This is a genomic window from Pseudomonas sp. LB1P83 (genome assembly GCF_054897885.1).
On record NZ_CM142709.1, the window covers coordinates 3,440,058 to 3,463,692 of the forward strand.

25 protein-coding genes and 4 pseudogenes are annotated in these 23,635 nt (G+C 59.6%); 17 read left to right on the forward strand and 12 right to left on the reverse strand.

Features of this window, described 5'->3' with window-relative positions; translation table 11 throughout:
* Positions 1 to 52 precede the first annotated feature (52 nt).
* Complete coding sequence (locus tag ACYZTY_RS15740) at positions 53 to 712, forward strand: methyltransferase family protein (RefSeq protein ID WP_461954475.1); 660 nt, start codon at positions 53 to 55, stop codon at positions 710 to 712.
* A gap of 133 nt (positions 713 to 845) precedes the next feature.
* On the opposite strand, the gene ACYZTY_RS15745 is transcribed toward ACYZTY_RS15740, so the two are convergent.
* Positions 846 to 1,511 carry an HAD-IA family hydrolase gene (locus ACYZTY_RS15745; protein ID WP_461954476.1) on the reverse strand — a complete coding sequence of 222 codons (666 nt, stop codon included), beginning with the start codon at positions 1,509 to 1,511 and terminating at the stop codon, positions 846 to 848.
* A gap of 47 nt (positions 1,512 to 1,558) precedes the next feature.
* On the reverse strand, positions 1,559 to 1,966 hold the full coding sequence (locus ACYZTY_RS15750) for a response regulator (protein ID WP_461954477.1): 408 nt from the start codon (positions 1,964 to 1,966) through the stop codon (positions 1,559 to 1,561).
* 200 nt (positions 1,967 to 2,166) lie between these two features.
* Here ACYZTY_RS15750 and ACYZTY_RS15755 point away from each other — a divergent pair, with 200 nt between their 5' ends.
* Positions 2,167 to 3,108, forward strand: coding sequence for a class I SAM-dependent methyltransferase (locus ACYZTY_RS15755; protein WP_461954478.1), 942 nt, complete (start codon positions 2,167 to 2,169; stop codon positions 3,106 to 3,108).
* A gap of 145 nt (positions 3,109 to 3,253) precedes the next feature.
* On the opposite strand, the gene ACYZTY_RS15760 is transcribed toward ACYZTY_RS15755, so the two are convergent.
* The gene (locus tag ACYZTY_RS15760) at positions 3,254 to 4,027 is read right to left on the reverse strand and encodes a helix-turn-helix transcriptional regulator (protein ID WP_461954479.1); all 774 of its coding nucleotides are present in this window, start codon (positions 4,025 to 4,027) and stop codon (positions 3,254 to 3,256) included.
* Between the two features lie 111 nt (positions 4,028 to 4,138).
* On the opposite strand from ACYZTY_RS15760, the gene ACYZTY_RS15765 reads away from it, so the two are divergent.
* Both ACYZTY_RS15765 and ACYZTY_RS15770 read left to right on the forward strand, forming a co-directional pair.
* Complete coding sequence (locus ACYZTY_RS15765; RefSeq protein ID WP_461954480.1) at positions 4,139 to 5,242, forward strand: polyamine ABC transporter substrate-binding protein; 1,104 nt, start codon at positions 4,139 to 4,141, stop codon at positions 5,240 to 5,242.
* 210 nt (positions 5,243 to 5,452) lie between these two features.
* A complete protein-coding gene (locus tag ACYZTY_RS15770) occupies positions 5,453 to 6,580 on the forward strand; it encodes a DmpA family aminopeptidase (protein WP_461954481.1) in 1,128 nt (375 codons plus the stop codon).
* Positions 6,581 to 6,630: 50 nt separating this feature from the next.
* Here ACYZTY_RS15770 and ACYZTY_RS15775 read toward each other — a convergent pair whose 3' ends face one another.
* The gene (locus tag ACYZTY_RS15775) at positions 6,631 to 7,083 is read right to left on the reverse strand and encodes a cupin domain-containing protein (protein WP_461954482.1); all 453 of its coding nucleotides are present in this window, start codon (positions 7,081 to 7,083) and stop codon (positions 6,631 to 6,633) included.
* 167 nt (positions 7,084 to 7,250) lie between these two features.
* Positions 7,251 to 7,445 (reverse strand): hypothetical protein, encoded by a 195-nt coding sequence (locus tag ACYZTY_RS15780; protein ID WP_461954483.1) that lies wholly within the window; start codon positions 7,443 to 7,445, stop codon positions 7,251 to 7,253.
* Between the two features lie 23 nt (positions 7,446 to 7,468).
* Between ACYZTY_RS15780 and ACYZTY_RS15785 the strand changes: the two genes are divergently transcribed.
* The 6 genes from ACYZTY_RS15785 (at position 7,469) to msrA (ending at position 10,792) form a co-directional block, all read left to right on the forward strand.
* A complete protein-coding gene (locus ACYZTY_RS15785; protein WP_461954484.1) occupies positions 7,469 to 7,615 on the forward strand; it encodes a hypothetical protein in 147 nt (48 codons plus the stop codon).
* Positions 7,616 to 7,702: 87 nt separating this feature from the next.
* The gene (locus ACYZTY_RS15790; RefSeq protein ID WP_461954485.1) at positions 7,703 to 8,122 is read left to right on the forward strand and encodes an organic hydroperoxide resistance protein; all 420 of its coding nucleotides are present in this window, start codon (positions 7,703 to 7,705) and stop codon (positions 8,120 to 8,122) included.
* A 537-nt stretch (positions 8,123 to 8,659) separates the two neighbouring features.
* The gene (locus ACYZTY_RS15795; RefSeq protein WP_461954486.1) at positions 8,660 to 9,112 is read left to right on the forward strand and encodes an Ohr family peroxiredoxin; all 453 of its coding nucleotides are present in this window, start codon (positions 8,660 to 8,662) and stop codon (positions 9,110 to 9,112) included.
* Positions 9,113 to 9,223: 111 nt separating this feature from the next.
* Entirely contained in the window at positions 9,224 to 9,676 is a 453-nt protein-coding gene (locus ACYZTY_RS15800; protein ID WP_461954487.1) for an Ohr family peroxiredoxin, read from the forward strand.
* 144 nt (positions 9,677 to 9,820) lie between these two features.
* Positions 9,821 to 10,282: a MarR family winged helix-turn-helix transcriptional regulator gene (locus ACYZTY_RS15805; RefSeq protein WP_131061685.1), complete on the forward strand. Its 462-nt coding sequence runs from the start codon at positions 9,821 to 9,823 to the stop codon at positions 10,280 to 10,282.
* Between the two features lie 3 nt (positions 10,283 to 10,285).
* The gene (gene msrA, locus ACYZTY_RS15810; RefSeq protein ID WP_461954488.1) at positions 10,286 to 10,792 is read left to right on the forward strand and encodes a peptide-methionine (S)-S-oxide reductase MsrA; all 507 of its coding nucleotides are present in this window, start codon (positions 10,286 to 10,288) and stop codon (positions 10,790 to 10,792) included.
* 46 nt (positions 10,793 to 10,838) lie between these two features.
* On the opposite strand, the gene ACYZTY_RS15815 is transcribed toward msrA, so the two are convergent.
* On the reverse strand, positions 10,839 to 11,927 hold the full coding sequence (locus ACYZTY_RS15815; RefSeq protein WP_461954489.1) for a polyamine ABC transporter substrate-binding protein: 1,089 nt from the start codon (positions 11,925 to 11,927) through the stop codon (positions 10,839 to 10,841).
* A gap of 38 nt (positions 11,928 to 11,965) precedes the next feature.
* Complete coding sequence (locus tag ACYZTY_RS15820) at positions 11,966 to 13,267, reverse strand: NAD(P)/FAD-dependent oxidoreductase (protein ID WP_461954490.1); 1,302 nt, start codon at positions 13,265 to 13,267, stop codon at positions 11,966 to 11,968.
* Positions 13,268 to 13,413: 146 nt separating this feature from the next.
* Between ACYZTY_RS15820 and ACYZTY_RS15825 the strand changes: the two genes are divergently transcribed.
* From ACYZTY_RS15825 to ACYZTY_RS15835, 3 genes and pseudogenes are all read left to right on the forward strand, one after another.
* Complete coding sequence (locus tag ACYZTY_RS15825; protein ID WP_461954491.1) at positions 13,414 to 14,394, forward strand: LysR family transcriptional regulator; 981 nt, start codon at positions 13,414 to 13,416, stop codon at positions 14,392 to 14,394.
* Positions 14,395 to 14,517: 123 nt separating this feature from the next.
* Complete coding sequence (locus tag ACYZTY_RS15830) at positions 14,518 to 14,751, forward strand: hypothetical protein (protein WP_461954492.1); 234 nt, start codon at positions 14,518 to 14,520, stop codon at positions 14,749 to 14,751.
* Positions 14,752 to 16,154: 1,403 nt separating this feature from the next.
* Positions 16,155 to 16,247, forward strand: a pseudogene (locus tag ACYZTY_RS15835) (SEC-C metal-binding domain-containing protein); the annotation flags it as partial.
* Positions 16,248 to 16,270: 23 nt separating this feature from the next.
* On the opposite strand, the pseudogene ACYZTY_RS15840 reads toward ACYZTY_RS15835, so the two are convergent.
* Positions 16,271 to 16,649: pseudogene (locus ACYZTY_RS15840) on the reverse strand (Tn3 family transposase); the annotation flags it as partial.
* 204 nt (positions 16,650 to 16,853) lie between these two features.
* Complete coding sequence (gene ptrR, locus ACYZTY_RS15845; protein WP_461954493.1) at positions 16,854 to 17,732, reverse strand: putrescine utilization regulator PtrR; 879 nt, start codon at positions 17,730 to 17,732, stop codon at positions 16,854 to 16,856.
* Positions 17,733 to 17,832: 100 nt separating this feature from the next.
* On the opposite strand from ptrR, the gene ACYZTY_RS15850 reads away from it, so the two are divergent.
* The gene (locus ACYZTY_RS15850) at positions 17,833 to 19,224 is read left to right on the forward strand and encodes an aldehyde dehydrogenase family protein (protein ID WP_461954494.1); all 1,392 of its coding nucleotides are present in this window, start codon (positions 17,833 to 17,835) and stop codon (positions 19,222 to 19,224) included.
* A 46-nt stretch (positions 19,225 to 19,270) separates the two neighbouring features.
* Here the strand turns inward: ACYZTY_RS15850 and ACYZTY_RS15855 are convergent, their stop codons facing one another.
* Positions 19,271 to 19,642 carry a nuclear transport factor 2 family protein gene (locus tag ACYZTY_RS15855; RefSeq protein ID WP_461954495.1) on the reverse strand — a complete coding sequence of 124 codons (372 nt, stop codon included), beginning with the start codon at positions 19,640 to 19,642 and terminating at the stop codon, positions 19,271 to 19,273.
* Between the two features lie 152 nt (positions 19,643 to 19,794).
* Between ACYZTY_RS15855 and ACYZTY_RS15860 the strand changes: the two are divergent.
* Positions 19,795 to 19,984, forward strand: a pseudogene (locus ACYZTY_RS15860) (glutathione S-transferase family protein); the annotation flags it as partial.
* A 5-nt stretch (positions 19,985 to 19,989) separates the two neighbouring features.
* Here ACYZTY_RS15860 and ACYZTY_RS15865 read toward each other — a convergent pair.
* Together ACYZTY_RS15865 and ACYZTY_RS15870 are read right to left on the reverse strand one after the other, a co-directional pair.
* Positions 19,990 to 20,934 carry an aldo/keto reductase gene (locus ACYZTY_RS15865; RefSeq protein ID WP_461954496.1) on the reverse strand — a complete coding sequence of 315 codons (945 nt, stop codon included), beginning with the start codon at positions 20,932 to 20,934 and terminating at the stop codon, positions 19,990 to 19,992.
* Positions 20,931 to 22,208, reverse strand: coding sequence for an NTP/NDP exchange transporter (locus ACYZTY_RS15870; protein ID WP_461954497.1), 1,278 nt, complete (start codon positions 22,206 to 22,208; stop codon positions 20,931 to 20,933). Before ACYZTY_RS15870 ends, ACYZTY_RS15865 begins: the two co-directional genes overlap by 4 nt.
* A 124-nt stretch (positions 22,209 to 22,332) precedes the next feature.
* Here ACYZTY_RS15870 and ACYZTY_RS15875 point away from each other — a divergent pair, with 124 nt between their 5' ends.
* Complete coding sequence (locus ACYZTY_RS15875; protein WP_461954498.1) at positions 22,333 to 23,097, forward strand: alpha/beta hydrolase; 765 nt, start codon at positions 22,333 to 22,335, stop codon at positions 23,095 to 23,097.
* A gap of 420 nt (positions 23,098 to 23,517) precedes the next feature.
* A pseudogene (locus tag ACYZTY_RS15880) lies at positions 23,518 to 23,628 on the forward strand (bestrophin family protein); the annotation flags it as partial.
* Positions 23,629 to 23,635: the final 7 nt, after the last annotated feature.

Sequence of the window (23,635 nt, forward strand, 5' to 3'; positions counted from 1 at the left end):
CAACATGACCATCTACACTGAAAACATCGGTTAAAAGCGGGAATGGGTGCGCATGAAAATCTCGGCCAGGCTGGCGTTTTTCGCCATCGTCTCTACCCTCGCCTACCTCGGTCTCGCGGTGTGGGGGCTGGGTGGGTTTGCGGCGTTTTTCGCGCATGCGCCGCTGGTGGCGGTCGCCATTGCAACGCTGGTAATGGCCGTTGCCTCGCTGTTCACCGAGGTCAATCTGAGCTCCGGGGAGCGTGAAGACCGGGGCAATCGCTGGGTGCTGCCAGCGTTCGGCGTCATCGGACTGTTGAGTGGGTACCTGCCGGCCTACACCGACCGCATCGACTTCTGGACCTTCGGTGGCGAGGGGGTGCGCTGGCTGGGGGCTTTGCTGTTCATTGTCGGCGGCGCGCTGCGGATGTGGCCGGTGTTTGTGCTGGGCAGCCGCTTCAGTGGATTGGTGGCGATTCAGCCGGGGCACAGTCTGGTCACCGACGGGATCTATCGCCGCTTGCGCAACCCCAGTTACCTGGGGATGTTGGTCATCGCCGTGGGCTGGGCACTGGCGTTTCGTTCTGGGGTCGGGCTGTTGCTGGCGGCGCTGACGGTGATTCCGCTGATTGCCCGGATTCACTCGGAAGAGGCGTTGCTGAGGGCGCAGTTCGGGGCTGAATATGAGTCGTACTGCGCCCGTAGCTGGCGGTTGATTCCCGGTTTGTACTGAGATTATTCATGTGCGACCTGTAGGAGCGAGGCTTGCCCGCGAAGGGGCCATCGCGGTCGATCATGAGACAGCTATTGCTAGTGCCAACGTCTTCGCGGGCAAGTCGGATCGCCGCACCGCTCGCTCCTACAAATCAGGTTTCGATCAGGAGGAGACCGTCAACATCTGCACGACAGACAACCGAGTCGTAACTCGCCAAGGTGGCATGCGCCGTCTGAATCGGATGGTCATGCGTCGCGGTAATTATCACAAGGTCCGCCCCAGCCGCCTCGGCCGCGAGAATCCCCACTGCGGCATCTTCAAAGATCAGGCAATCAGTCACCTCAACACCTAACCGTCGAGCCGCCAGCCGATAGCCCGCAGGATCAGGTTTGCCGGCACTGACATCTTCGGCCGTGACCATGACACCCGGCTCGGCAATCCCCGCCGCCGCCATCCGGCGCAACGCCAGTGCCCTCGGTGCGGAGGTAACGATTGCCCATTGATTGGCTGGCAAAGAACTCAGGAAACTTGCCGCGCCGGACACCTCGACAATCCCCTCCACGTCCTCGATCTCAGCCTCGGTAATCCACGCTGCCTGTGCCTCGGCATCTACCCCGGGCAAGGCCAGACGATTGATGGTATCGACGGCGCGGGCGCCGTGAATGGTCGGCAGGAAGGATTCGACATCCACCCCGTGGCGCAAGGCCCAGGTGGTCCAGATCCGCTCGGCGGCGGCGATGGAGTTGAGGACGGTGCCGTCCATGTCGAACAGGAACGCGCGATACGGCGTATTGAAAACGGAGTCGTGAGCAGACAAGGATGAGCTTCCTTCGTGTGTCAGGCAGATCCGTCAATGTACACGACCTACAGCGACCGTCGCGACTTGAACGCCCCATCGACACAGTCCAGCAGTTGCCCCAACGCCCAGGGTTTCTTGATAAAAGACACGGCATGCCGCACCCCGGAAGATTCGGGGGTTTCAAAACCGGACATGATCATGATCGGTTTGTCTGGCCAGCGATCGCCAAACTCATTGGCCAGGTCGGCGCCGTTACGCTTTCCGGGCATGGTGATATCCGTCAGCAAAAGACCCACTTCGTTCGCGTGCGATTCCAGATACTTCGATGCGGCGTCCGCGCTGACATGCGGTTCAACCTTGAAACCTTCCTCCTGAAGAATTTCGCAGAGAAACTCCAGAATCAGCGGGTCATCTTCAACCACAAGAATCAACCCTCCAGGAAGGCACTCGCCCGCCATCGATATTGGACACATGACTTTGCCACTCCCTGATTGCCTAATGATTTCGCGGGCTCAAATCCGCTGCCTACAGGTATGAGCAACGGATTTGGCGGAAATTCATTTTTGATACAAGCGTCTTCAATATTGTGAGTACATGCCAACCATCGCAGGCGTCCGCCAACACTCAATTGTGTTTAAAATGCCGCCCCCATCCAATTGCTGGCCCCTGCCCGATGAACGCTGACGCTCTCTCCATCCTTCACGACCATTTGCTGACAGCCCTGGCCGATGCACCCGCAGAAACCCGCCGGCTGTTCCACGGTCGCGGACGCTGCTGGCCGGGACTGGAGCAGTTGACCGTCGACTGGTTGCAGGGCGTGGTGCTGGTGTCGCTGTTCAAGGAACCTGAAGCGGCGCAGCTGGATGCGTTAAAACAGCGACTGATGGACATCACCCGGTCACCCGAGTGGACGCAATCTGGCGCGCACACCCTGGCGCTGCAGCATCGTTATCTGCTGCAAAGCACTACCGAATGGCTGATCGGGGAAGTGATCGAGGACATGACCATCACCGAGGGTGGCCTGCGCTATCGCGTGGACCTGGGCCGCAAGCAGAACACCGGGTTGTTCCTCGACATGCGCTATGGCCGTGATTGGGTGCGGACGAATGCCAATGGCAAGCGCGTGTTGAATCTGTTCGCCTACACCTGCGGCTTTTCAGTCGCCGCCATCGAGGGGGGCGCCGAGCATGTGGTCAATCTGGACATGTCCAGCCCGGCCCTGAACCGTGGTCGCGACAACCATCGGCTCAATGGCCACGACATGAGCAAGGTGAGTTTTCTCGGCCACGACCTGTTCAAGTCTTGGGGCAAGGTGATCGGCAAGGGGCCTTACGACTTGGTGATCATCGACCCGCCGTCCTTTCAGAAAGGCAGTTTTCTGCTGACCAAGGATTACCAGCGCGTGTTGCGTCGGCTGCCGGAGTTGCTCAGCCCCGAGGGGACGGTGCTGGCGTGCATGAACGATCCGGCGTTCGGGGCGGACTTTCTCATTGAGGGTGTGATGCGTGAAGCACCGGGTTTGCGATTTGAGCGGCGGCTGGAGAATCCGCCGGAGTTTCCGGATGCTGATGTTGAATGCGGGTTGAAGGCGTTGGTGTTCACCCTGAAGAACTGAGTACTGCTTTTACTGTGGGAGTGAGCCTGCTCCAGGCGGCGTTCCGACGATGGCGTTGGGTCAGTCGATATCCGCGTTTAATGATGAACCGCTATCGCGAGCAGGCTCGCTCCTACAGGGGATTGGGGTGAGGCCACTGTTTGGATTAACGCGGTTGCAACACCAGCGCAAACAGCTCGCCGTGACCGTTCACGTTGAGCTTGTGGTAGAGATTGCGTCGATGCACCTTCACCGTCTCCGGGGAGATGCCCATTTGCTGAGCGATGGCTTTGCTGGAGAAGCCCTGGAGAATCAGTCGCGCCGTTTCGACTTCCCGCACGGACAATCGCGCGTCGAAGCGATCCAGCAAGGTCGCCAGATCGCCAGCCACGGCCTCGGCAGTCGTGCCTTCCGGCGGCATCAACTGCAGATGCCGGCGCATTGCCGACAGCACCCAATCCCGTACGCACAATAAACGTCCCTGCTCTTCGAGGGTGAACCGCGTCGAGCGCCCCAGCGATAAACCGAGCACGGCGCCGTCGATGTTGACCATGAACTGCAACTCGTCGCCGCCCACCACCGAACGGAAGTAGCTCAGGTAATACTCGCTTTGCTGAAACTGGTCGGGGGCCACCGAATCGAGGCTGTGCAAGCCATCGGCAATGCCGGCGCAAGCGGCCTGGTAAAACGGATCGAGCAGGTACATGCCGGCGCTGTAGTCTGCCAGTTCTTCTTGCTCGGTGGCGCCACCTTTTGAGTCGAAGTCGATCAGCAAGCGTGGCACCCGCCCCGCCCTCATCACCGCGACCAACGCGTTGTCCAGCGGCACCAGCAGCCGCAGCGTGTCGACCAGCGCGCGCCAGAAACCGTCCTGACCCAACGCGCCAAATACCCGTGCCAGCCCCTGGTGCACCGGCAACTCTTTCAACAACGCGTCCACGCACTACCCCTTTCGAGTAACCCATGATGGGAATGGGTGAGTACCCCGCCTGCCGATACGCTGCAAGCACCTGTTCATCACCGGCCTGCAGCAGGCCAGGAGTGCCGCATCATGAGTCGTCCCCGTCAACAGATCAATCTTGGGCTGAGCGCCTGTTTGTGCGTTTCGCTGTCGGCGGTGGCTGCCGAGGGTCCCACGGTTCATGTCTACAACTGGTATGACTACATCGGCCCCACCACCCTGCACGACTTCAAGCGCGACACCGGTATCGAGCCGGTTTACGACACCTTCGACAGCGCTGAAGTACTCGAAGGCAAACTGCTGACCAGCCGCAGTGGGTACGACGTGGTGGTGGCCAGCAACTTCAGCTTGCCGACCCTGATCAAGGCCGGTGCGCTGGCGCCACTGCCCCGCGCACTGATGCCGGACTTCAAAAACATGGACACCGATCTGCTGGCGAAACTGGCTAACAACGATCCGGGCAACCAGTACGCCGTGCCGTATCTGTGGGGCACCAACGGCATCGGCTACAACATCGACAAGGTCCGTGCCGCCCTGGGTGACAAGGCGCCGGTGGATTCCTGGGATCTGGTGTTCAACGAACAGAACCTGGCCAAGCTCGGCCAGTGCGGCGTAGCGATGCTCGACTCGCCAGCGGAAATGCTCCCGGTCGCCCTGCACTACCTGGGTTTGCCACCGAACAGCACCAACCCCGAGGACTATAAAAAGGCCGAAGCGCTGCTGCTCAAACTGCGCCCGCACATTGCCTACTTCAACTCGTCGAAGTTCATCAGCGACCTGGCCAACGGCAATATTTGCGTAGCGGTGGGATGGTCCGGCGCGATGCTTGAAGCCAGGAAAAATGCTGAGCAGGCCAACAACGGCGTGAGGATCGCTTACAGCCTGCCGAAGGAAGGTGCGCCGGTCTGGTTCGATACGCTTGTGTTGCTCAAGGACGCACCGCATCCGGAGCAAGGCCTGGCCTTCATCGACTACCTGATGCGCCCCGACGTCATCGCCCCGGTCAGCGATTACCTGTCCTACCCCAACGGCAACCGCAGCGCGACACCGCTGGTGGCCGAAGCGAACCGCAACAACCCGGCGGTTTATCCGTCGGCCGAGGCGCTGGCCACGTTATTCACCCTTCAGCCCTTGCCGCCGGCCACCGAACGGGTGCGCACGCGGATCTGGAGCAAAGTGAAAAACGGTCAGTGATTCTCACGAGACCTGTAGCAGCTGGCGAAGCCTGCGTTCGGTTCGGGCCGCGTTCGGACGCAGCAGTCGTGTTTTCAGAACACTCGGTATGTCAGGTGGACCGAGCAAGCCGGTTTTACGACTGCTTCGCAGCCGAACGCAGGCTTCGCCAGCTGCTACAGGGATCGCGTCAGCCACGCACTTTTTGAATAAATAGAAGATGAGAAAACGATGAAACCACGTGCCCGCGACTTGAACATCCAGTTCGGCCAACTGCAACCCGGTCCCCTGAACGCCATCACCGATGTACCCGGCGTGCGCGTCGGCCACAGCGATGTGCGCGGCCGCAGCGCCAGTGGCCGCGACATCTTCACCGGCGTGACCCTGATCGAACCGCGTGCCGGGTCCACCAATCAGCAACCGTGTTTTGCCGGTGTCCATGTGCTCAACGGTAACGGCGACGCCACGGGGCTTGAGTGGATTCGTGAAGCCGGACTGCTGACCAGCCCGATTGCCTTCACCAACACCCACAGCCTGGGCGTGGTGCGTGATGCGCTGATCGCCCTGGATCGTCAGGCCCAGCCTGATGACGGGCGACTTTACTGGAACATGCCGGTGGTGCTGGAGACCTTCGACGGCCTGCTCAGCGACATCAATGGCTTTCATGTGAAGCCCGAGCATGTGGCCGAGGCCCAGCGCAACGCCGTCGGCGGACCGGTGACGGAAGGCGCGGTGGGCGGTGGCAGCGGGATGATCTGTCACGAATTCAAGGGAGGCATCGGCACGTCCTCGCGCCAATTAAGCAAGGCTCAGGGCGGCTGGACCGTCGGTGCCATCGTCCAGGCCAACCATGGCATTCGCAATGAGCTGCGGGTCGATGGTTACCCGGTCGGGCGCTATATGGAACAGGCTGATTCACCGTTCCTCAGGGCATCGCTGCCGTATCCGGGGATGGGCTCGATCGTCGTATGCCTGGCCACCGATGCGCCGCTGCTGCCGCATCAATGCACGCGCCTCGCACAGCGTGCCAGCCTCGGGCTTGCCCGCACCGGCGGCGGCAACGAAGACCACAGCGGCGACATTTTCATCGCCTTCGCCACCGGCAATCAACACGTCCCGCCGGCCGCTTATGAAGGCAAAGGTGCACCCACTTGCGACAACTTGAGCATGGTCAACAACGACCATATCAGCGAGTTGTTTCTGGCCGCGACTGAAGCGGTGGAGGAAGCGATCATCAACGCCCTGCTGGTCGCTGAAACGACTGAAGGTAACGGCCACACCGTGCCGGGACTGGACGCGAAAACACTGCTCAAGGCATTGCGCCAGGCCGGTTGGCCAGGGGAAACCGTCGGAATCTGAAGGCTCCGTTTAACGAAGACGCCCGATGCACTGCATCGGGCGGCTATCGCTTATTTTTCCAGGATCAACAGCGGCGTGTCTTTTTTCACGAGGTAGGTCGCCAGCTCCGAGGCTTTGCCGTCACCGATGTTCTTCGCGACATGCGCAGTGCCTGCGGGGATGTACAAGGAGTCGCCGGCTTTGAGCGTGATCGGCGCCCGCCCTTCGAGCTGATACTCAAACGTGCCCGAGATGACGTAGGCGACTTCCACCCCAGGATGGGAATGCTTGGGGGATACGACGCCCGGATCGAAATCGACACGAACCTGAATCACCTCACCCTTGGAAATGTCGAGGTCCTGGCGCACCAGGTCCGTGCGGTGCAGGCCTGTCTGCCAGCTTTTTGCCGGAGTGGCTTGCGCGGGCGCTTTTGCTTCTTCAGCCGCGAATGCGTTGAGTGAAACGGCGGCAGCCAGGGCGATGCCAAGCAGGCCTGCGGTGTGACGGGAGTTGATACGGGACATCGCAATTCTCCAATGAATGCCGCGGTTGCGGTGGCGTCATTACGAGGTCGCGGTGTATCGCGCAGGTGTCGAGAAAGCGTGGTTTTGTATGCCCAGGTAACTGCCGGCGTCGGAGATACGTTCGGATACAACCGCGGGCGCACGTCAGTGCGGTACGCCCAGTTTGGTCACGATGTCTTCTGGCTGGAGCGTCGTCCATCCGTTGAAACCAACTGCAGTTTCTGGATCGGCGGGCGATCCTTTGCGTCGACCATGACCGATCCCGCTTCGCCGGGCTCATACAAAAATTCGTTGCCCCACTGCGACAGGGCAATCAGTTCTCTGTGCCATACGCACATTAACTTCGTCATCAATGGTTGCATGATAAAACCTTAGGAGATTCCCAATGAAACTGGCTGGAAAAACTGCATTCATCACCGGCGGCAACAGCGGCCTCGGCCTGGTTACCGGCTTTGTATCGGTGTGTATTTTCGCTGGCGATCTTACACAGCGTTACACAACCACCGGATCAGGACACATAGGCACTACATAAAGGTGAAAAAGTGGGGACCTCACCCCTTCGTCCATAAAACCGGCGACGGAAAGGGTGAGGCCCCCAACCTTTAGCAGGAACCCCGTCATGATCAATGAAATCGACACCGTGCTTTATACGGGCAAGACCCACACCATCGGCGGCCGCGACGGCGAGTCGCGAAGCGATGATGGACGTCTGGACATCAAGCTTTCCCCGCCTGGCTCTTCAGGCGCCGGCACCAATCCAGAACAGCTTTTGGCTGCAGGTTGGTCAGCCTGCTTCATCGGTGCGATCGGCAAAGCAGCTGCCGCGCTGAAGGTGACTTTGCCGAGCGACGTCGCCGTTGATGCCGAAGTGGATCTGGGCAAGACCGAAAACGCCTTCTTCCTCCAGGCACGCCTCAATGTCAGCCTTCCGGGCCTGGAGCCTGCTGTTGCAAGGGCGTTGGTCGATGCTGCACACCAGACCTGCCCGTACTCCAAAGCGACCCGTGGCAACATCGACGTCACCATCAATCTGGTCTGATCCAGGCACCGAGTGTGGCCTGCCTTCGCGGCAGGCTGTACCCGATAGCAGTTTTCCATCCTGCCACTTTTTCCGAAGGATGAAATCGGTCTAAAAGGCCCGGTATGCGCTGCGCAGCCTTTGCTATTCTAAATTCTGTAGGTGAAGACGCAGACTGATGCGCAAGAGGATAGCGAGGAAGCGTGGGGCGCGCTCCTAAGGGTACACGGTTAGAAAGATCTCCGAGGTGAGGTCCAGCCCTTATGCCGTGTGAAGCAGGACAGCACAAAACTGTTCTGTCAGAAGCCTGATAAACCTTGTAAGCCAGAGACCAGCGCTGGCCACCTACTCGATTCCAGAAGCCCGCCTTGTGCGGGCTTTTTTGTTGCGCGGAATCGGGAGCCCATCCACCTCCCCAGTCATCAACCATTCGTCGCCAAGTCCCCCTTGCCCCTCTTGACTTGGATTGGCGACTGCGAGAGTATTATTTACATCGCATACGACACAAACGTATACGACACATAAACAAGCCCTAATGCACCTTTGAGGATTCACCCCATGAGCAAGATCGAAAAAGTACTGGCCTCCGGCAAAACCCACACCACCATGAGCAGCACTGGCACCACTTCGCGCGGCCATAACGGCAGCCTCGACATCGTGCTGTCGTCGCCCGGCAACGCCAAGCCAGTCCATGAATTCGAAGGCACCCAGCCGCACCCGAAAGCCGAGCAATTGTTCGCCGGTGCATGGTCGGCCTGCTACATCGCCGCCGTCGGTCTTGCCGCCAAGCAGCGTAACGTTGAGCTTCCATCCGATTTGTCCGTCGATATCGAAGTCGACCTGGGCCAGACCGGCGACGCTTACTTCCTCCAGGCACGCCTGACGCTGCGCGCTCCCGGTCTGGATCACGGTGTGGCAACAGAAATCGCCCACGCCGCCGACCAGATCTGCCCGTACTCGAAAGCTACACGCGGCAACATCGACGTGGCCCTGAACGTTCTCACGGCCTGAAATACCGGGAAGCTTTAGTACCCTTTTGCATTCGTAGAAGCATCTTATATATCGTATGCGATGTAAGCGCATACGAATTACAACCCTATTGAAACATTCAGGTAATCACCCATGAGCAAGATCGAAAAAGTACTGGCCACCGGCAAAACCCACACCACCGCCAGCCGCACCGGCAACACCTCGCGCGGCCATAACGGCAGCCTCGACATCGCCATCTCGTCGCCCGGCAACGCCCAGCCTGCGCATGTGTTCGCGGCCACCCAGCCGCATCCGGCCGCCGAGCAGCTGTTCGCCGGGGCATGGTCGGCCTGCTACACCGCCGCCGTCGGGCTGGTGGCCAATGACCTGAACGTGGTGCTGCCGGCGGACATGTCCGTCGACATCGAAGTCGACGTCGGCCAGACCGGTGCGGATTATTTCCTTCAAGCTCGTTTGACCCTGCGCGTGCCCGGCCTGGCAGATGACATTGCGAAGACACTGGCGCACACCGCCGACCAGATCTGCCCGTACTCGAAGGCAACGCGAGGCAACATCGACGTGGACTTGAACGTCCTCACGGCGTGATGCACCGCGCGGCGGGTTCGACACCCTGCGTCGAACCTGCCCTTGCCGTTTATCACGTACCGGCTTAGAGCACTTACGACACCATCGCACACGAGGTATATTTCACGCAGACGACAAAGCCGTCTTCGACGAACGAGGCGACACATGAAATCCACCGACAAAGCGGTACCCGAAGACCTGAAGCTCTCCGACTTCCTGTGTTTCGCGGTCTATTCAACCAACCTCGCGTTCGGCAAGGCGTACAAGCCGATCCTCGAACACCTGGGCCTGACCTACACGCAATACATCACCATCGTTGCACTGTGGGAGCAGGATAATCAGACCGTCGGCAGCCTCGGCGAAAAGCTGTTTCTTGAATCGAACACGCTGACGCCGATCCTGAAGAAACTGGAAGCGATGGGTTTCCTGCAACGCCAGCGCGATCCTGAAGACGAGCGCCAGGTGCGCATCAACCTGACGAAACAAGGCAAGGCGTTGCGCGAAGACCAACCGGAAAACGGCCTCGCCGCCGCGACAGGCCTGACGCAAGACGAGTTCACGCTACTGCAGAAGACGATCGTGACCCTGCGCAACAACCTGATCAAATCAATGAACACTGAGGAGTAAGCGATGACCACGCAAACTGAAACCGCAATCCTGGCGGGTGGCTGCTTCTGGGGCATGCAGGATCTGATAAGGAAACAAAAAGGCGTGCTGTCGACGCGTGTCGGTTACTCCGGCGGCGATGTGCCCAATGCGACTTACCGCAACCATGGCACCCATGCCGAAGCGATCGAGGTCGTGTTTGATCCGGCGATCACCAGCTACCGTCAGATCCTTGAGTTTTTTTTCCAGATCCATGACCCGTCGACCGCCAATCGCCAGGGTAATGACATCGGCCTCAGCTACCGTTCGGCGATTTTCTATCTGAACGAAGAGCAGCAAGCCGTGGCCGAGGACACCGCAGCCGATGTGGACGCCTCCAAAATCTGGCCCGGCCGGGTCGTGACCGAAATCGTGCCCGCCGGCCCGTTCTGGGAGGCAGAGCCGGAGCATCAGGATTACCTCGAACGACTGCCAACCGGTTACACCTGTCACTTCATTCGGCCAAACTGGAAACTGCCGAAGCGCGCATGACGCGGTTAAACCTGGGTTCCAACCGCGGAACCCAGGCGCCGTTGCGTCAGGTGTTGGTTTTCAACTTGGTCCACAGACGTGTGCTCAGCCGTGCAATCGCGGCAGGCAGGTCCTCGACCGTGAACAACTTGTCCATCACGTTTTTCGGCGGGTAAATCGCCAGGTCCTGCTTCACCGCCGGATCGACCAGCGTGTCCGCCGCCAGGTTCGGGTTGGCGTAATGGATGCTGTTGCTGATGTTGGCGATGACGTCAGGCTTCAACAGGTAGTTCATGTACGCGTAGCCATCCTTCTCGTGGGGCGCGCTTTTGGGCATGACCACCATGTCCAGCCACAAGGTCGAGCCTTCGTCCGGTATCGAATACGCGATTTCGATACCGTTTTTGGCTTCCTTGGCGCTTGCCGCCGCTTGCACCACATCACCGTTGAAGCCGATCACCGCGCAAATATTGCCGTTGGCCAGGTCGCTGACGTACTTGGAGGCGTGGAAATACTGGATGTAAGGCCTGATCTTGAGCAACGCCTGCTCGGCTTTCTTGTAATCCGCCGGCTCGTGGCTATGGGGTGGCAGCCCCAGGTAATTGAGGGTGATCGGCAGGATTTGCGTCGGGTTGTCGATAATCGCCACGCCGCATTCACTCAACTTCTTGATGTTGTTCTCATCAAAAATCAGGCTCCAGGAATGGGTGACGTCGGTGGTGCCGAAGATCGCTTTGATTTTCTCGACGTTGTAGCCAATACCGGCCGTGCCCCACATGTACGGATAGCCGTACTGGTTGCCCGGGTCGTTGACCTCAAGCTTTTTCATCAACGCCGGATCGAGGTTTTTCCAGTTGGGCAGCTGGCTTTTGTCCAGCTTCTGAATCGCGCCGGCCTTGATCAGTCGCGACAGGAAATGGTTCGAAGGGCTGACCACGTCATAACCGGTGTTGCCGGTCATCAGTTTTGATTCCAGGACTTCGTTGCTGTCGTGAATGTCGTACGTCGCCTTGATCCCGGTTTCCTTGGTGAAGTTGACCAAGGTGTCGTCGGCGATGTAGCCGTTCCAGTTGGAAATGTTGACCTCTTCGGCCGCGTGAGTGGCCGCCGAAAACGCCGTGAGCGCAACCATCAGGGAAATCGTATTGACCTGCATGTTCAATCACCTTTTTGTTCTTTTGTGATAACCGGAATCTAGATTTCTGTCCTGGCCCGGACGGCTTCGACGCGCATCCGAAACAGGGCGCCAATGTCGAGCAAGGGTCGCGGCGGGAGCCAGCCGGGCTGGGCTCGATCCATTACCGAATCGAGCAGCGGCGAGCCAACACCCGACGCCAGTTCGGCGAGCAATCGACCCCAAAGAGTGCCGCGCGCCACGCCCGAGCCATTGCAGCCGGCCACGGCAAACACGCCCTCTTCCACTTTGGAAAAAAACGGCTGCCCGGAGCGCGAGGCGCTCAGGTGTCCGGTCCAGGTGTGCTGGATATCCTGCTCGGTCAGCCACGGAAAACGCCGCTGCAAACCCAGTACATGGTGCTGGCGACGTATCGCCAGTTCAGGGCCGGACAAATCCCGCGAGCGATATTCCGCCGTGTTGCGGATCATCACCCGGCGATCGGGCGTCAACCGCACCGTAGCGCCGAGCGGACGGGTGGACAGCACGCCCCAAGGCTCGACACTGCCAATGTTGCGAAACTCTTCGTCACTCAACGGCCGCGTAAGGCTGGCGCTGAGTTCCATGGCAAAGGTGCCGCTGTCCTGGATGCCAGCACGCGGCACGAAGGCGTTGAGGCAGATCAGCACCTGCTTCGCCTCGATGCTGCCATCGATGCCGTTGGCCCGCACACGCCCTTTACCCAAGCGTTCGAGGCCGGTGATGTCGGTGTTTTCGTAGACGGTGACCGTCTCCGGCAGTGCCTCCAGCAAACCCTTTACGTACTTCGCCGGTTGCAGCAACGCGTTGCCCTTGCCGCACCAGATCGCGGCGCGATAATGCCGGGTACCGAGTTTTTGATTCAGTTGCTCGCCTTCGAGAAACTCAGCGGATGCGCCGAGTGCCCGCAAGGTTTGCAGCTTTTCGTCAATGTGGGTCAACTTGCCGGGATCGCTGACGGCAAAGAAATAGCCCGAGTCCCGGAAGTCGCACTCGATGCCATGACGGGCAATCACCATGCGCACTTCCGCACTGGCGGCTCGTGAAATTGTCGTGTCCACTTCAAACCCGGCATACCCGGAATTGCCGATCAATTCATCGTTGGCGGGGTGTTCGTGGGCCACCACAAATCCGGAATTACGCGCCGAGGCGCCTTGCGCTGCGCGCTGCCGGTCGACCACCACGATGCGCGCCTGCGGGTGCATTTGCGCCAGCGCATGGGCTGCACTCAGGCCGGTAATGCCGGCACCGATGATCAGCCAGTCGGCTTTTTGTGCACCGATCAGACGATCACGCGCCGGGGCACTTCCTGCTTGCGCGATCCAGCCACATTCATTGTTCATGCGTCACCTGCCTAGACTGTCGTTCTTAGCCAGCGCATGCGGTAATTGCATAGGCAATGTGTGATGGCGGCTGCTAGCGCTAGAATCTATTAGGTCTTCGGTGATACAACCAACGTTATAAATTCATCGAGCCATTCATAAAACGCATGGATAAGATTCGTCACGTCCCTTCCCTTCAAGCCCTGCAGGCTTTGGTGGAAGTCGCTGATTCAGGCAGCTTTACTCAAGCGGCGCATAAGCTCTGCCTGACCCAAAGCGCCGTCAGCCGGCAGATTCAGCAGCTGGAAAGTCACTTCGGCGTGCCGATGTTCGTCCGCAGCAGCCGCAGCATTCGCCTGACCCCGGAAGGCGAACAGGTATTGGCCAGCGCGCGCTCGATTCTCGAACAACTGAAAACCCTTGAGGATCGGCTGTCTCCGCAAAAACGCCCGTTCCGCATCCGCATGCATGTATCGCTTGCGGTGCGCTGGTTGTTGCCGAAACTGAGCGATTTTTATCGAAGTCACCCGGACATTTCTCTGTCGATCGAAACCGTGGCGACGGAGATCGTCGAGCCGGCCAGCGACAGCGATGCCTACATCCTTTACCTGCCCGAACCCTCCAGCGATCCTGCCTGCCTGACCCTGTTCGAGGAAGCGCTGGTGCCGGTGTGCGCGCCCGGCCTGGCCAGCGCCACCCAGCCGCTGGCGTCGATGGAGGATCTGGTGCGTTTCCCGCTGCTGCATCGTTCGGCCGACCAGCAAGCCTGGATTGAGTGGCTAGCCGCCAATGACGGCAAGCCGCTGGGGGACTATCGGCACATCCCCTTCAACCTCGATGAATTGGCGCTTGATGCTGCGGCGCGCGGGCTTGGGGTGGCAGTGACAGATTTGACACTGGCGCAGGAATCGATTGATCGCGGTGTGCTGGTGGTTCCGTTCGGGCGTCCGTTGAAGACCCGGGGTATTTATTCACTGTGCCTGCAACCTTCGGCGGCGACTCATGCGAATTGCGCGCTGGTCATGCAATGGTTTGCCGGGCAGGCAGAACTTCCGACAGACTACGAAGGCACGGCAACGCCGGAGGCACATCGGGCCGACAAGGTGATCCATGAACGCATCGACCAAACACGAGACAAGCTCGGTTGATCGGCTGACGGAAATTTCGGCGGTTCCCGCTGAATAGCCCCCGGTGCAGATGTCGCACCTTCTCACTGATAGAATCGGCTGACTCTCCTTGCCGACAGCGCTTCAACCTCGACCAACCCACGTATGCAACGACCTATCACACTCGACCAGTTGAGCGACGCACTCGTCGATGAGGCCTTTGACTGGCTCTGCACGCAACGTCGCCACTACCCGGTTCATGCCGATATCTGGCACCTGCGCTTCCACTGGCAAACCGAGCGGGTGCGGATTCTGGACACGCTCGCGGGCGGCACCGGGACGATTTCCTCCTCTTTGCAAAGACGCGTTGGCATCTGCGCAAAGCGGTCAAACAGCTGAACCAGTTTTTTAACGTGTATGGATTCGAACAGCATCCCGACAAAACGTTTATCGGCAAGGTCGAGAAAGGCTTTGACTGGATGGGGTTTCTTTTTACGGCTGAGGGCTGCGCCGCAGTAGCACCGCGCGCCCTCGCCAACCACGCCCTAAAACTCCGCCGGCTTTACGAGCACACGCGACATAAATCCCAAGACAGATGGATGTGTCGCGTGGCGGAATATCGTGCACGGTGGTCTGCCTGGGTGAAATCGTGCGCTCCTTGCGACACGCTTGCAGCGGTGCTCGATTCGTCTTCGGTGTGTCCCGAAATGGGGTCAGAAGCTGCGCGGTTCTTCCCTGGTTCTCCTGCTGTTCGGGGGGGCGTCACGACGCGTTTGCATTTACTCCACAGACCTGCGCGCCTGGTTCCGCAGATAGGTGGCGTCGCTGCCCTCAGGTGATCAACCGGAGTGGGCCCGGTATTTTGGGGCCATTCCGTGTGTTCGGTGGCGTGTTCCAAGTGCAAGAATTGGGTGGGCGCAGGGTGGAATACATCTCTCGTGCATGTCTTCGTGTGTCCTGTTGTAGGGGTGTGCAAGATGTCAGTTTCAGTCTTTTTTTGTTACCGTCGGGTAGAGGTTATAAGGACTTTGATATAGTAATTTTTCTGAATCGTCTTGTTGGGTTGGGCCCTGGATTGTTGGTGGTGGTTCACTGGGTTCGCAGGGTTGAGAGGGTTCGCAGGGTTGCTCGTCGACAAAAATACGACGCACGGCGAACACGGCTTTTTCACTTGACGACTTGTCCAAACCGAAGGGGTAGGTTCTGTACGATGCCCATAATGCGTTCCGGATCTCCCTGCATAACCCTGGCCCTAGGCCGTCGTCCTGTTGCGTTGAAGGCGTTTCGTACTCCGCTGTTTTATACTCGCCGCTCTCGTAGTCTCGAATGAGTGTGCTACCCGCTCCTGCCCTGTTACGCACATTCCGGGTGACTTCCTCTACCGGGTACTGTTTTGGGATACCTTCTACGAATATTCTGTTCATGGCGTTCCTCCGATAGTCATTTAACCCTTCGCGTACGAATTGATCATGCATAGCACGTCCAGCGGGTTGCACCGCATATGCATCCGGCACAACCTCCTGGCTCGTCCGGATCATTGTGAATTCCTCCAGCGCTTACTGGCCACTGTCAGAAATACTAGTTTTCTAGATCGTTATGTAATATCTCTCGCATTGGAAATTCCAATCTCTCTCGAATAGCCTCTGGCCGTGAGGTGGTATCGCTTTGTCGCGGCGGATGCTTGGGGAAAGAGGTCGGGGCAGAGGCGATAACGTACGTATGTTTCTGGGCGCGTAACAGACGCGCAATACGGCGCTGCTAACCACGCGCTGGTGCAGCGTCGCTAGGTGCTACGGAGTGCGCTCGCTCCGGTGAGGGCTGAAGTCAAAATGGGTCGAAATGAACCTTGTCCCTGTGGAAGTGGGAAGAAGTTCAAACAGTGCTGGTTGCACTGAGGCTGTACCGAATCCATCTCGGGTCATCTGTCATCCTCGGGATTACGCAGTGGCCGCAGCTCACCTCGGGCAACCCCTTCCGGTACCGCGAAAGAGTACCGCCCCAACATTTTGATGTACTCGTAGATCAGCGGCGATAGCCGAGCCAGATCCTCGTCCCGCACCGGGGAGCCGTGTTGCTTTAGCCGTTCCACGGCGGCCGTCATATAAAGGGTGTTTCCACAGCACGAAGAAATTCACCACCAGGCCCAAGGCACCGAGTTGATCCTCCTGACCTTCGCGGTAGCGCTGGCGAAGCTCGCCGCGCGAGCCATGGAACACGGCGAGGGCAAGGCCATGCCGACCTTCGCCGCGATTTAGCTGGGTCAGAGTGGCGCGGCGCTTCGATTCATCATCAATGAAGGTATATTCGCTGTGCGTGCAACCTTCGGCGGCGTCTCATCCTGCGTGCGCGCTAATTATGCAATGGTTCACCGGGCAGGCTGAACAGAACTGTGGGAGCCAGCCTGCTGGCGATGAGGGTGTGTCAGTCAAAGAATAGGTGTCTGTCAGACCGCTATCGCGAGCAGGCTCACTCCTACAGGGTTTTTGCGTTTATCCAGGGATTCAGGTTTCGTGCTGCACCACACCCCGCTCCTCCAGCAACCTCACAAACATGGTCAGGCTCTGCGACACTGTGCCTCTGCGCCACACCAGCCAGGTGCGTAAATACCGGAAGGATTGCGACAACGGCCAGACGCTGACCGTCGTGCAGCCCGGCATGCTTTCGAGCATGCTGCGCGGCATCAGCGCCAGGCCAGCACCGGCGCTGACGCAGGCCAGCATGCCATGGTAGGACTCCATTTCGAAGATTTTGCCCGGCACCGCCGCGTCCTTGCTGAACCAGCTTTCGAAGTGGTGTCGGTACGAGCAATTGGAGCGGAAGGCATAGATGTTTTCGCCGTTGACGTCCCGCGCGCGGTTGATCGGGGCATGGTTGAGCGGCGCGATCAGCACCATTTCTTCCTCGAAGGCCGGCACGCCTTCCAGTGCCGGGTGCAGCACCGGTCCGTCGACAAACGCAGCGGCCAGTCGGCCTGACAGTACGCCGTCGATCATGGTCCCGGAAGGTCCGGTGGACAGGTCGAGCTCGACCTTGGCGTGCTTCTGGTTATAGGCGGCCAACAGCTCGGGGATGCGCACCGCCGCCGTGCTCTCCAGTGACCCCAAAGCAAACGCACCCTGGGGTTCTTCACCGGCCACCGTCGCCCGGGCTTCCTGCACCAGATCGAGAATGCGCCGGGCGTAATCCAGAAAACTCCAGCCGGCCGGCGACAGGCGCAGGCGGCTTTTCTCGCGGATAAACAGGTCCACGCCCAGGTCCTGCTCCAGTTGCTTGATCCGCGTTGTCAGGTTCGACGGCACCCGATGGATGTGCTGAGCGGCCACGCTGATGCTGCCGTGTTCGGCCACTGCTTTGAAAATTTCCAGCTGAACCAGGTCCAAGCCATTCTCCAAACGTGAACGATATGCTCAGCATTATTCAGTTTCCAGAAAACAAACGCCACCGTAATCTGAGCGCATTTCCACCTTGCAGGACGGTGCCATGACCAACGTTTCCAGTCTCACCCACGCCATTTCGATCAACCCTGCCACTGGCGAGCAGATCGGCCACTACCCTTTTGAATCCGATTCGGCGCTGCAAGCCGCACTGTCCCGTGCCGCTGCCGGGTTCCGCGTCTGGCGCAGTACAGCGGTTGCGCAACGCTCGCAGCTGCTGATCACCCTGGCTCAGGCATTGCGCAACAACGCGGCAGCGATGGCCGAGATGATTACCCTGGAAATGGGCAAGCCGATCACTCAGGCATGCGGTGAAATTGAAAAATGTGCGCAGCTCTGCGAGTGGTACGCCGAACACGGCCCCGCCATGCTGACCGCCGAGCCGACCCTGGTTGAAGGTGGCAAAGCACGCATCGAGTATCGCCCGCTCGGCCCGATTCTCGCGGTGATGCCGTGGAATTTCCCGATCTGGCAGGTGCTGCGTGGCGCCGTTCCCGCGCTGATTGCCGGCAACACCTACGTGCTCAAACATGCACCGAACGTGATGGGCAGCGCCTATCTGTTGCAGGAAGCCTTCAAGCAGGCTGACTTCCCTGAAGGTGTGTTCGAGATCATCAACGTCACGCCGGAAGGCGTTTCCACAGCCATCGCTGATCCGCGCATCGCAGCCGTCACCCTCACCGGCAGCGTACGCGCCGGCATGGCCATCGGCGCGCAGGCCGGTGCAGCATTGAAGAAATGTGTATTGGAGCTTGGCGGTTCTGATCCATTCATCGTGCTCAACGACGCCGACCTCGACGAAGCGGTCAAAGCCGCCGTGATTGGCCGTTATCAAAACACCGGGCAGGTTTGCGCCGCCGCGAAGCGCTTGATCGTCGAGCAAGGCATCGTCGAAGAGTTCACCCGCAAGTTTGTCGAGGCCACCCGCAAACTGGTGGTCGGTGATCCATTGGCGGCTGAAACGTACATTGGCCCGATGGCTCGCTTTGACTTGCGTGATGAACTGGATCAACAGGTACGCGACACCCTGGAAGAAGGCGCGACATTATTGCTGGGCGGCAAGAAGGCTGAAGGCCCGGGCAACTTCTATGAGCTGACTGTCTTCGGTGATGTCACCGACCAGATGACCTCGTTCAAGCAGGAACTGTTTGGCCCGGTGGCCTCGATCATTACCGCGCGCGATGCAGCCCATGCGCTGGAACTGGCAAATGACAGCGAATTCGGCCTCGCCGCGACTATCTACACCGGCAACGTCGAACGGGCCCAGCAGATGGCCGGCGAACTGGAAACCGGTGGCGTGTTTATCAATGGCTACTGCGCAAGCGACCCGCGCGTGACCTTTGGCGGCGTGAAGAAAAGCGGTTTCGGTCGCGAGCTGTCGCACTTCGGCGTGCGCGAGTTCTGCAATGCGCAGACGGTGTGGCTGGATCGTCGCTGATTGCTCCAGTGGCCCGGAAGTCGTTTGATTCCCGGGCCACCACGCTTTACTCGTTCAAAAAATACACCTTGTTAACAATCATCCAGCGTTCGTTGATTTTCAGTAACGACAGATAATCCGTGAACCGCATGCCGACGTAATCATCAATGACTTTTACGGCGGCGGCATCACCCGTTATGTCAACGCTGACGGTTTGCCAAAACGGTTCGACCTCTTTGGCCGCCGGGCCTTCGGCCTTGATCGCGCTGATGAAGTCCTCCAGCGATAACCATTCCAGCGCTTGTTGATAGTGACCGATGATGCGACAAGCCGGATGAAAAGCCTGCCGCAGCAACGCTTCGTCCGCGAAAACCATGCCCTCCACGTAATTGCGCACCACAACACCGATGTGCTCTTTGTCCATCGATTGAGCCGTCATGTCATACCTCCAACAGACTCATCCCACCTCAAAAGTCTAGCACTGCGCCCCGGACATTCTCGGGCGGCGGCTATGCTGATGAAGGCAACTTTTCAGGAGGAGTTCAAAGATGTCGCTGACGCGTTACTACCATCCGCTGGCCTCGTACTCCTGGCGATTGTGCGGCGACCCCGGCGCTGTTTTATGCCAGCACATTGCAACCGTTCCCCGGCGAATACCGCCACTTGAACGCGTATTGAACGGTTGATGACCCGGCCGTCTGTCCAGCGGGTCCTCGACGAAACCAGGCCCTACTTCTCGATGTATCCGTTTGCCGAGGCCCTCCCGGAGCAGTTTCGCTAGTGCACTTAACCGACAATATCGATTAACTGCAGGCGCTGCGCATCGGTCAGCATCGGCCCGAAACCCGCGCGGGCGTTGTCCGCCATGTAGCGCGGGTTGCCGGTGCCGGGAATCACGCAGGTCACCGCGGAATGCGACAGCAGGAACTTAAGCGCCAGTTGCGGCCAACTGTTGACCCCCACTTGCGAAGTCCAACCCGGTAGCGGCTTGCCCTTCAAACGGGTAAGCAAGTTACCGCCACCGAACGGCCGATTGCAGATCACCGCCACGCCGCGCTCGCGACACAGCGGCAGGATGCGTTTCTCGACGCCGCGATCGTCCAGGGCATAGTTGATCTGCAAGAAATCCAGTGGCTCGGCCCTGAGCACCGCTTCCACTTCTTCATACGCCGAGGCCGTGTAATGGGTGATGCCGATGTAGCGGATTCGCCCTTCTTCCTTCCATTTGCGCAAGGTCGGCAGATGGGTTTGCCAGTCCAGCAGGTTGTGGATCTGCATCAGATCGATGCGGTCGGTTTGCAGCAGTTTGAAGGACTGCTCCATCTGCGCGATGCCTTCTTCGCGGCCCCGGGTCCAGACCTTGGTGGCCAGGAATGCGGGCGAACGCGGCTCATGAATCGACAGCAATTCACCGGTCGTCTCTTCAGCCCGGCCATACATCGGCGAGCTGTCGATCACCGTTCCGCCCTTCTCGAACAACGCCCGCAGAACAGCCGGTAACTGTTTGTAGGCGGGGCTCGAAGGCTCGACATCAAAACCGCGATAAGTGCCCAACCCGACAATGGGCAATGGCTCGGAGCTGGAAGGAATGGCGCGGGTCAGCATGTTCTTGCCTCCTGTTTCCTTCGACGGCGTGGTTTCAGCAAAGGCTGGGCCGAAGGTGAAAACCGCCGAAGCACCGGCAGCCAGCGTGAGTATTTGGCGACGCGTGTACCGATCAGTGTGGATCATGAAATTTGCCCTTCCACATTTTTACGGTCCGCCGTTTGTTCCTGGCGCCTGGCCAGCCACAGGCATAACCAGCCCCACAGCCCGGCAAACGGCACGATCAGCAGCGCCACCAGACCAAAACCCGCGCCCAAGGCCGTCAAACTGACCGACAACCAGCCACTGGCGGCATCTCCGCCGCGGTACACCAGGGTTTCGATCACATTCTTGGCCTTGTACTTCTCCTCACGGCTGACCACGGTCCACAACACCTCGCGCGCCGGACGCACGATGGCGAACTCGACCGCACGACGCAGCCCCTGCGCCAGTGCGACGGTGGTTGGCACGGGCGCCAGGGCCATGGCGGTAAACGCCGCGATCGTCGCCAACGGCAACGCCACCAGCGCCCCGCCGACACCGATCAAGCGAATCAACGGCGCCGTCAGCAGCAGTTGAAAGCTCAAGGTCAGCGCCGACACGATCAAATCGACCACAGCGAAGAATTGCGTTCGGCTGGCCACATCAGCATAGCTACCCGCCACAATCCGTCCCTGCTCGAAATACAACAAGGTCGCGGCGCTGGTGTGCAGCAGCATGAACAACACCAGCCCCATCAGATAAGGCGAGCGCACAATCAGCGTGATCCCGCCCAGCATGCTGCCGCCCATGCGCCGATCATCGAGCAAGCGGCTGCCGGACTGCGACCGGGTCCGGGACAGCAGCGCCCGATAGCAGCGCACCGCGATTTCCAGCAGCAGCGCCGCCGCGACGGTCAACGCCACCGGGCCCAGACGCGTGGCCATGGTCGCCGCCAGCAACGGCCCGATGAACGTGCCCAGGGTGCCGCCCGCCGCGATGAAGCCGAACAGCCGCCGTCCTTGCTCACTGGTAAACCGGTCGACCAGCACGCTCCAGAGAATCGTGACGATGAACAGGTTGTAGATGCTGATCCAGACGAAAAACACCCGCCCGACGGCCACCGGCGCGATGTGGTTGGCGATCAACGCGCCAAACACCAGCATCGATACGGCGATCACGCGGTAGATCAGCGGCACGAAACGCGTGGCCGGCAGCCGCGAGGCCAGCGCACCGAACACCGGGACCATCAGCAGCATCACCACGAAAGTTGCCGTGAACAGCCACTGCAATTTGTCGGCACCGCCCTCCAGGCCCAAGGCATCGCGCAGCGGACGCACCAGGTAATAACTGGCCAGCACGCAGAAATGGAACGCGAACCCCAGCATCAGGGCGCTTCTTTCGCCAGGCTGGACGTTGAGCCACTGTGCAGCGATGGGCATGGGCGCCCTCCTCTGTAGCCGGGCTCGGTGTGCCTGGCTACCGATGAACTAAACTCTGGCTCCGATCCAGTGGATTGGTTTTCTCAGCCCAGAGCCGTCAATGTCGCCCGTTAAAGTTAGCCGAATGCCACGAACCCTGGTGTTAATCGTCGTCATCCTTGCCGCGTTGTACCTGACGCTGTGTGCGGCGTTGTTCGTGTTTCAGCGCGCGCTCATCTACTTCCCGCAACCCAGCGCCATCGAGATGCCCGATACGCTGCTCAAACTGACGGTAGACGATGCGGATGTGCTGGTGTCGGTCAGGCCCCACGACGGACCGAAGGCACTGATCTATTTCGGAGGCAATGCCGAGGACGTCTCTCGCAACCTGCCCGGGTTCGCGCAGGCCTTCCCGGATCATGCGATCTACTTGCTGCACTATCGAGGCTTTGGGGGAAGCTCGGGCTCGCCTTCCGAGGAGGCCATCCAGCGCGATGCCATGACCTTGTTTGACAAGGTCTACGACACTCATCCGCACATTGCAGTGGTCGGGCGCAGCCTCGGTTCGGGGGTCGCCGTGCGCCTCGCCAGCCAGCGCCCGGCTTCCAGCCTGATCCTGATCACGCCTTACAACAGCCTCGAAGATCTCGCCGTGCGTCAGTACCCGTGGTTTCCAGTGAAATGGCTGCTGCGGGAGCGATTTGAATCATGGAAGTACGCGGCGCACATCACCATACCGACGCTGTTGATCGCCGCGGAGCACGACGAAGTCATACCGCGATCGAGTACGGAGCAGCTCTATACGCATTTCGCCAAAGGCGTGGCGACGCTGCGGCTCGTGCCGGGTGTGGGCCACAATTCAATTTCCGAGAGCCCCGAGTATCTAAAATTGCTGGGCGATGCGTTGTGAACAAAACACCACACCACACCACACCACACGGCGCCCCGTAGCAGCTGTCGAGCTTGCGAGGCTGCGTTCGGCTGCGCAGCAGTCGTAAACCCGGTTTCCGTGGTCTGACTGACACACCGCGAGCTTTGGTTTACGACTGCTGCGCAGCCGAACGCAGCCTCGCAGGCTCGGCAGCTGCTACAGAGAAGCGTGTGAGTCATAGAGCCCGCCGATCACCCGGTCATCAACGGTGATTGGACGGGCAGCCCTCATGCTCTTAGCCTGCGCCCGCTCTGAATCACCCGTTTTCCCAGTAGGCGGAACACCATGATCGTCAGACCCAAACCGACTTTCCTCAACATTGTGAGCGCGATCAAGGGCTCGATCGCCAAACGGATTGACCTGCGCTGCCTGATGGTGACGGTCGCCAGTAGCCGCTGCGACCTGCCCATCGATGCCATCGTGCGCACTATCGAGCGGGAAATCCTTGCAGCGTTAGGGGAAACGCAGCTCCCTCCAGCACTGGACCCGGTGGATTTCGTGTTGGGGTGAGGCGTCA

What these genes read in the sequence shown, in the direction of transcription:
- ACYZTY_RS15740 (WP_461954475.1), top strand. Translation starts at nt 53, where the DNA reads ATGAAAATCTCGGCCAGGCTGGCGTTTTTCGCCATCGTCTCTACCCTC.
- ACYZTY_RS15750 (WP_461954477.1), bottom strand. Translation starts at nt 1,966, where the DNA reads ATGTGTCCAATATCGATGGCGGGCGAGTGCCTTCCTGGAGGGTTGATT.
- ACYZTY_RS15755 (WP_461954478.1), top strand. Translation starts at nt 2,167, where the DNA reads ATGAACGCTGACGCTCTCTCCATCCTTCACGACCATTTGCTGACAGCC.
- ACYZTY_RS15765 (WP_461954480.1), top strand. Translation starts at nt 4,139, where the DNA reads ATGAGTCGTCCCCGTCAACAGATCAATCTTGGGCTGAGCGCCTGTTTG.
- ACYZTY_RS15770 (WP_461954481.1), top strand. Translation starts at nt 5,453, where the DNA reads ATGAAACCACGTGCCCGCGACTTGAACATCCAGTTCGGCCAACTGCAA.
- ACYZTY_RS15775 (WP_461954482.1), bottom strand. Translation starts at nt 7,083, where the DNA reads ATGTCCCGTATCAACTCCCGTCACACCGCAGGCCTGCTTGGCATCGCC.
- ACYZTY_RS15780 (WP_461954483.1), bottom strand. Translation starts at nt 7,445, where the DNA reads ATGCAACCATTGATGACGAAGTTAATGTGCGTATGGCACAGAGAACTG.
- ACYZTY_RS15785 (WP_461954484.1), top strand. Translation starts at nt 7,469, where the DNA reads ATGAAACTGGCTGGAAAAACTGCATTCATCACCGGCGGCAACAGCGGC.
- ACYZTY_RS15790 (WP_461954485.1), top strand. Translation starts at nt 7,703, where the DNA reads ATGATCAATGAAATCGACACCGTGCTTTATACGGGCAAGACCCACACC.
- ACYZTY_RS15795 (WP_461954486.1), top strand. Translation starts at nt 8,660, where the DNA reads ATGAGCAAGATCGAAAAAGTACTGGCCTCCGGCAAAACCCACACCACC.
- ACYZTY_RS15800 (WP_461954487.1), top strand. Translation starts at nt 9,224, where the DNA reads ATGAGCAAGATCGAAAAAGTACTGGCCACCGGCAAAACCCACACCACC.
- ACYZTY_RS15805 (WP_131061685.1), top strand. Translation starts at nt 9,821, where the DNA reads ATGAAATCCACCGACAAAGCGGTACCCGAAGACCTGAAGCTCTCCGAC.
- msrA (WP_461954488.1), top strand. Translation starts at nt 10,286, where the DNA reads ATGACCACGCAAACTGAAACCGCAATCCTGGCGGGTGGCTGCTTCTGG.
- ACYZTY_RS15815 (WP_461954489.1), bottom strand. Translation starts at nt 11,927, where the DNA reads ATGCAGGTCAATACGATTTCCCTGATGGTTGCGCTCACGGCGTTTTCG.
- ACYZTY_RS15820 (WP_461954490.1), bottom strand. Translation starts at nt 13,267, where the DNA reads ATGAACAATGAATGTGGCTGGATCGCGCAAGCAGGAAGTGCCCCGGCG.
- ACYZTY_RS15825 (WP_461954491.1), top strand. Translation starts at nt 13,414, where the DNA reads ATGGATAAGATTCGTCACGTCCCTTCCCTTCAAGCCCTGCAGGCTTTG.
- ACYZTY_RS15830 (WP_461954492.1), top strand. Translation starts at nt 14,518, where the DNA reads ATGCAACGACCTATCACACTCGACCAGTTGAGCGACGCACTCGTCGAT.
- ACYZTY_RS15850 (WP_461954494.1), top strand. Translation starts at nt 17,833, where the DNA reads ATGACCAACGTTTCCAGTCTCACCCACGCCATTTCGATCAACCCTGCC.
- ACYZTY_RS15855 (WP_461954495.1), bottom strand. Translation starts at nt 19,642, where the DNA reads ATGACGGCTCAATCGATGGACAAAGAGCACATCGGTGTTGTGGTGCGC.
- ACYZTY_RS15865 (WP_461954496.1), bottom strand. Translation starts at nt 20,934, where the DNA reads ATGATCCACACTGATCGGTACACGCGTCGCCAAATACTCACGCTGGCT.
- ACYZTY_RS15870 (WP_461954497.1), bottom strand. Translation starts at nt 22,208, where the DNA reads ATGCCCATCGCTGCACAGTGGCTCAACGTCCAGCCTGGCGAAAGAAGC.
- ACYZTY_RS15875 (WP_461954498.1), top strand. Translation starts at nt 22,333, where the DNA reads ATGCCACGAACCCTGGTGTTAATCGTCGTCATCCTTGCCGCGTTGTAC.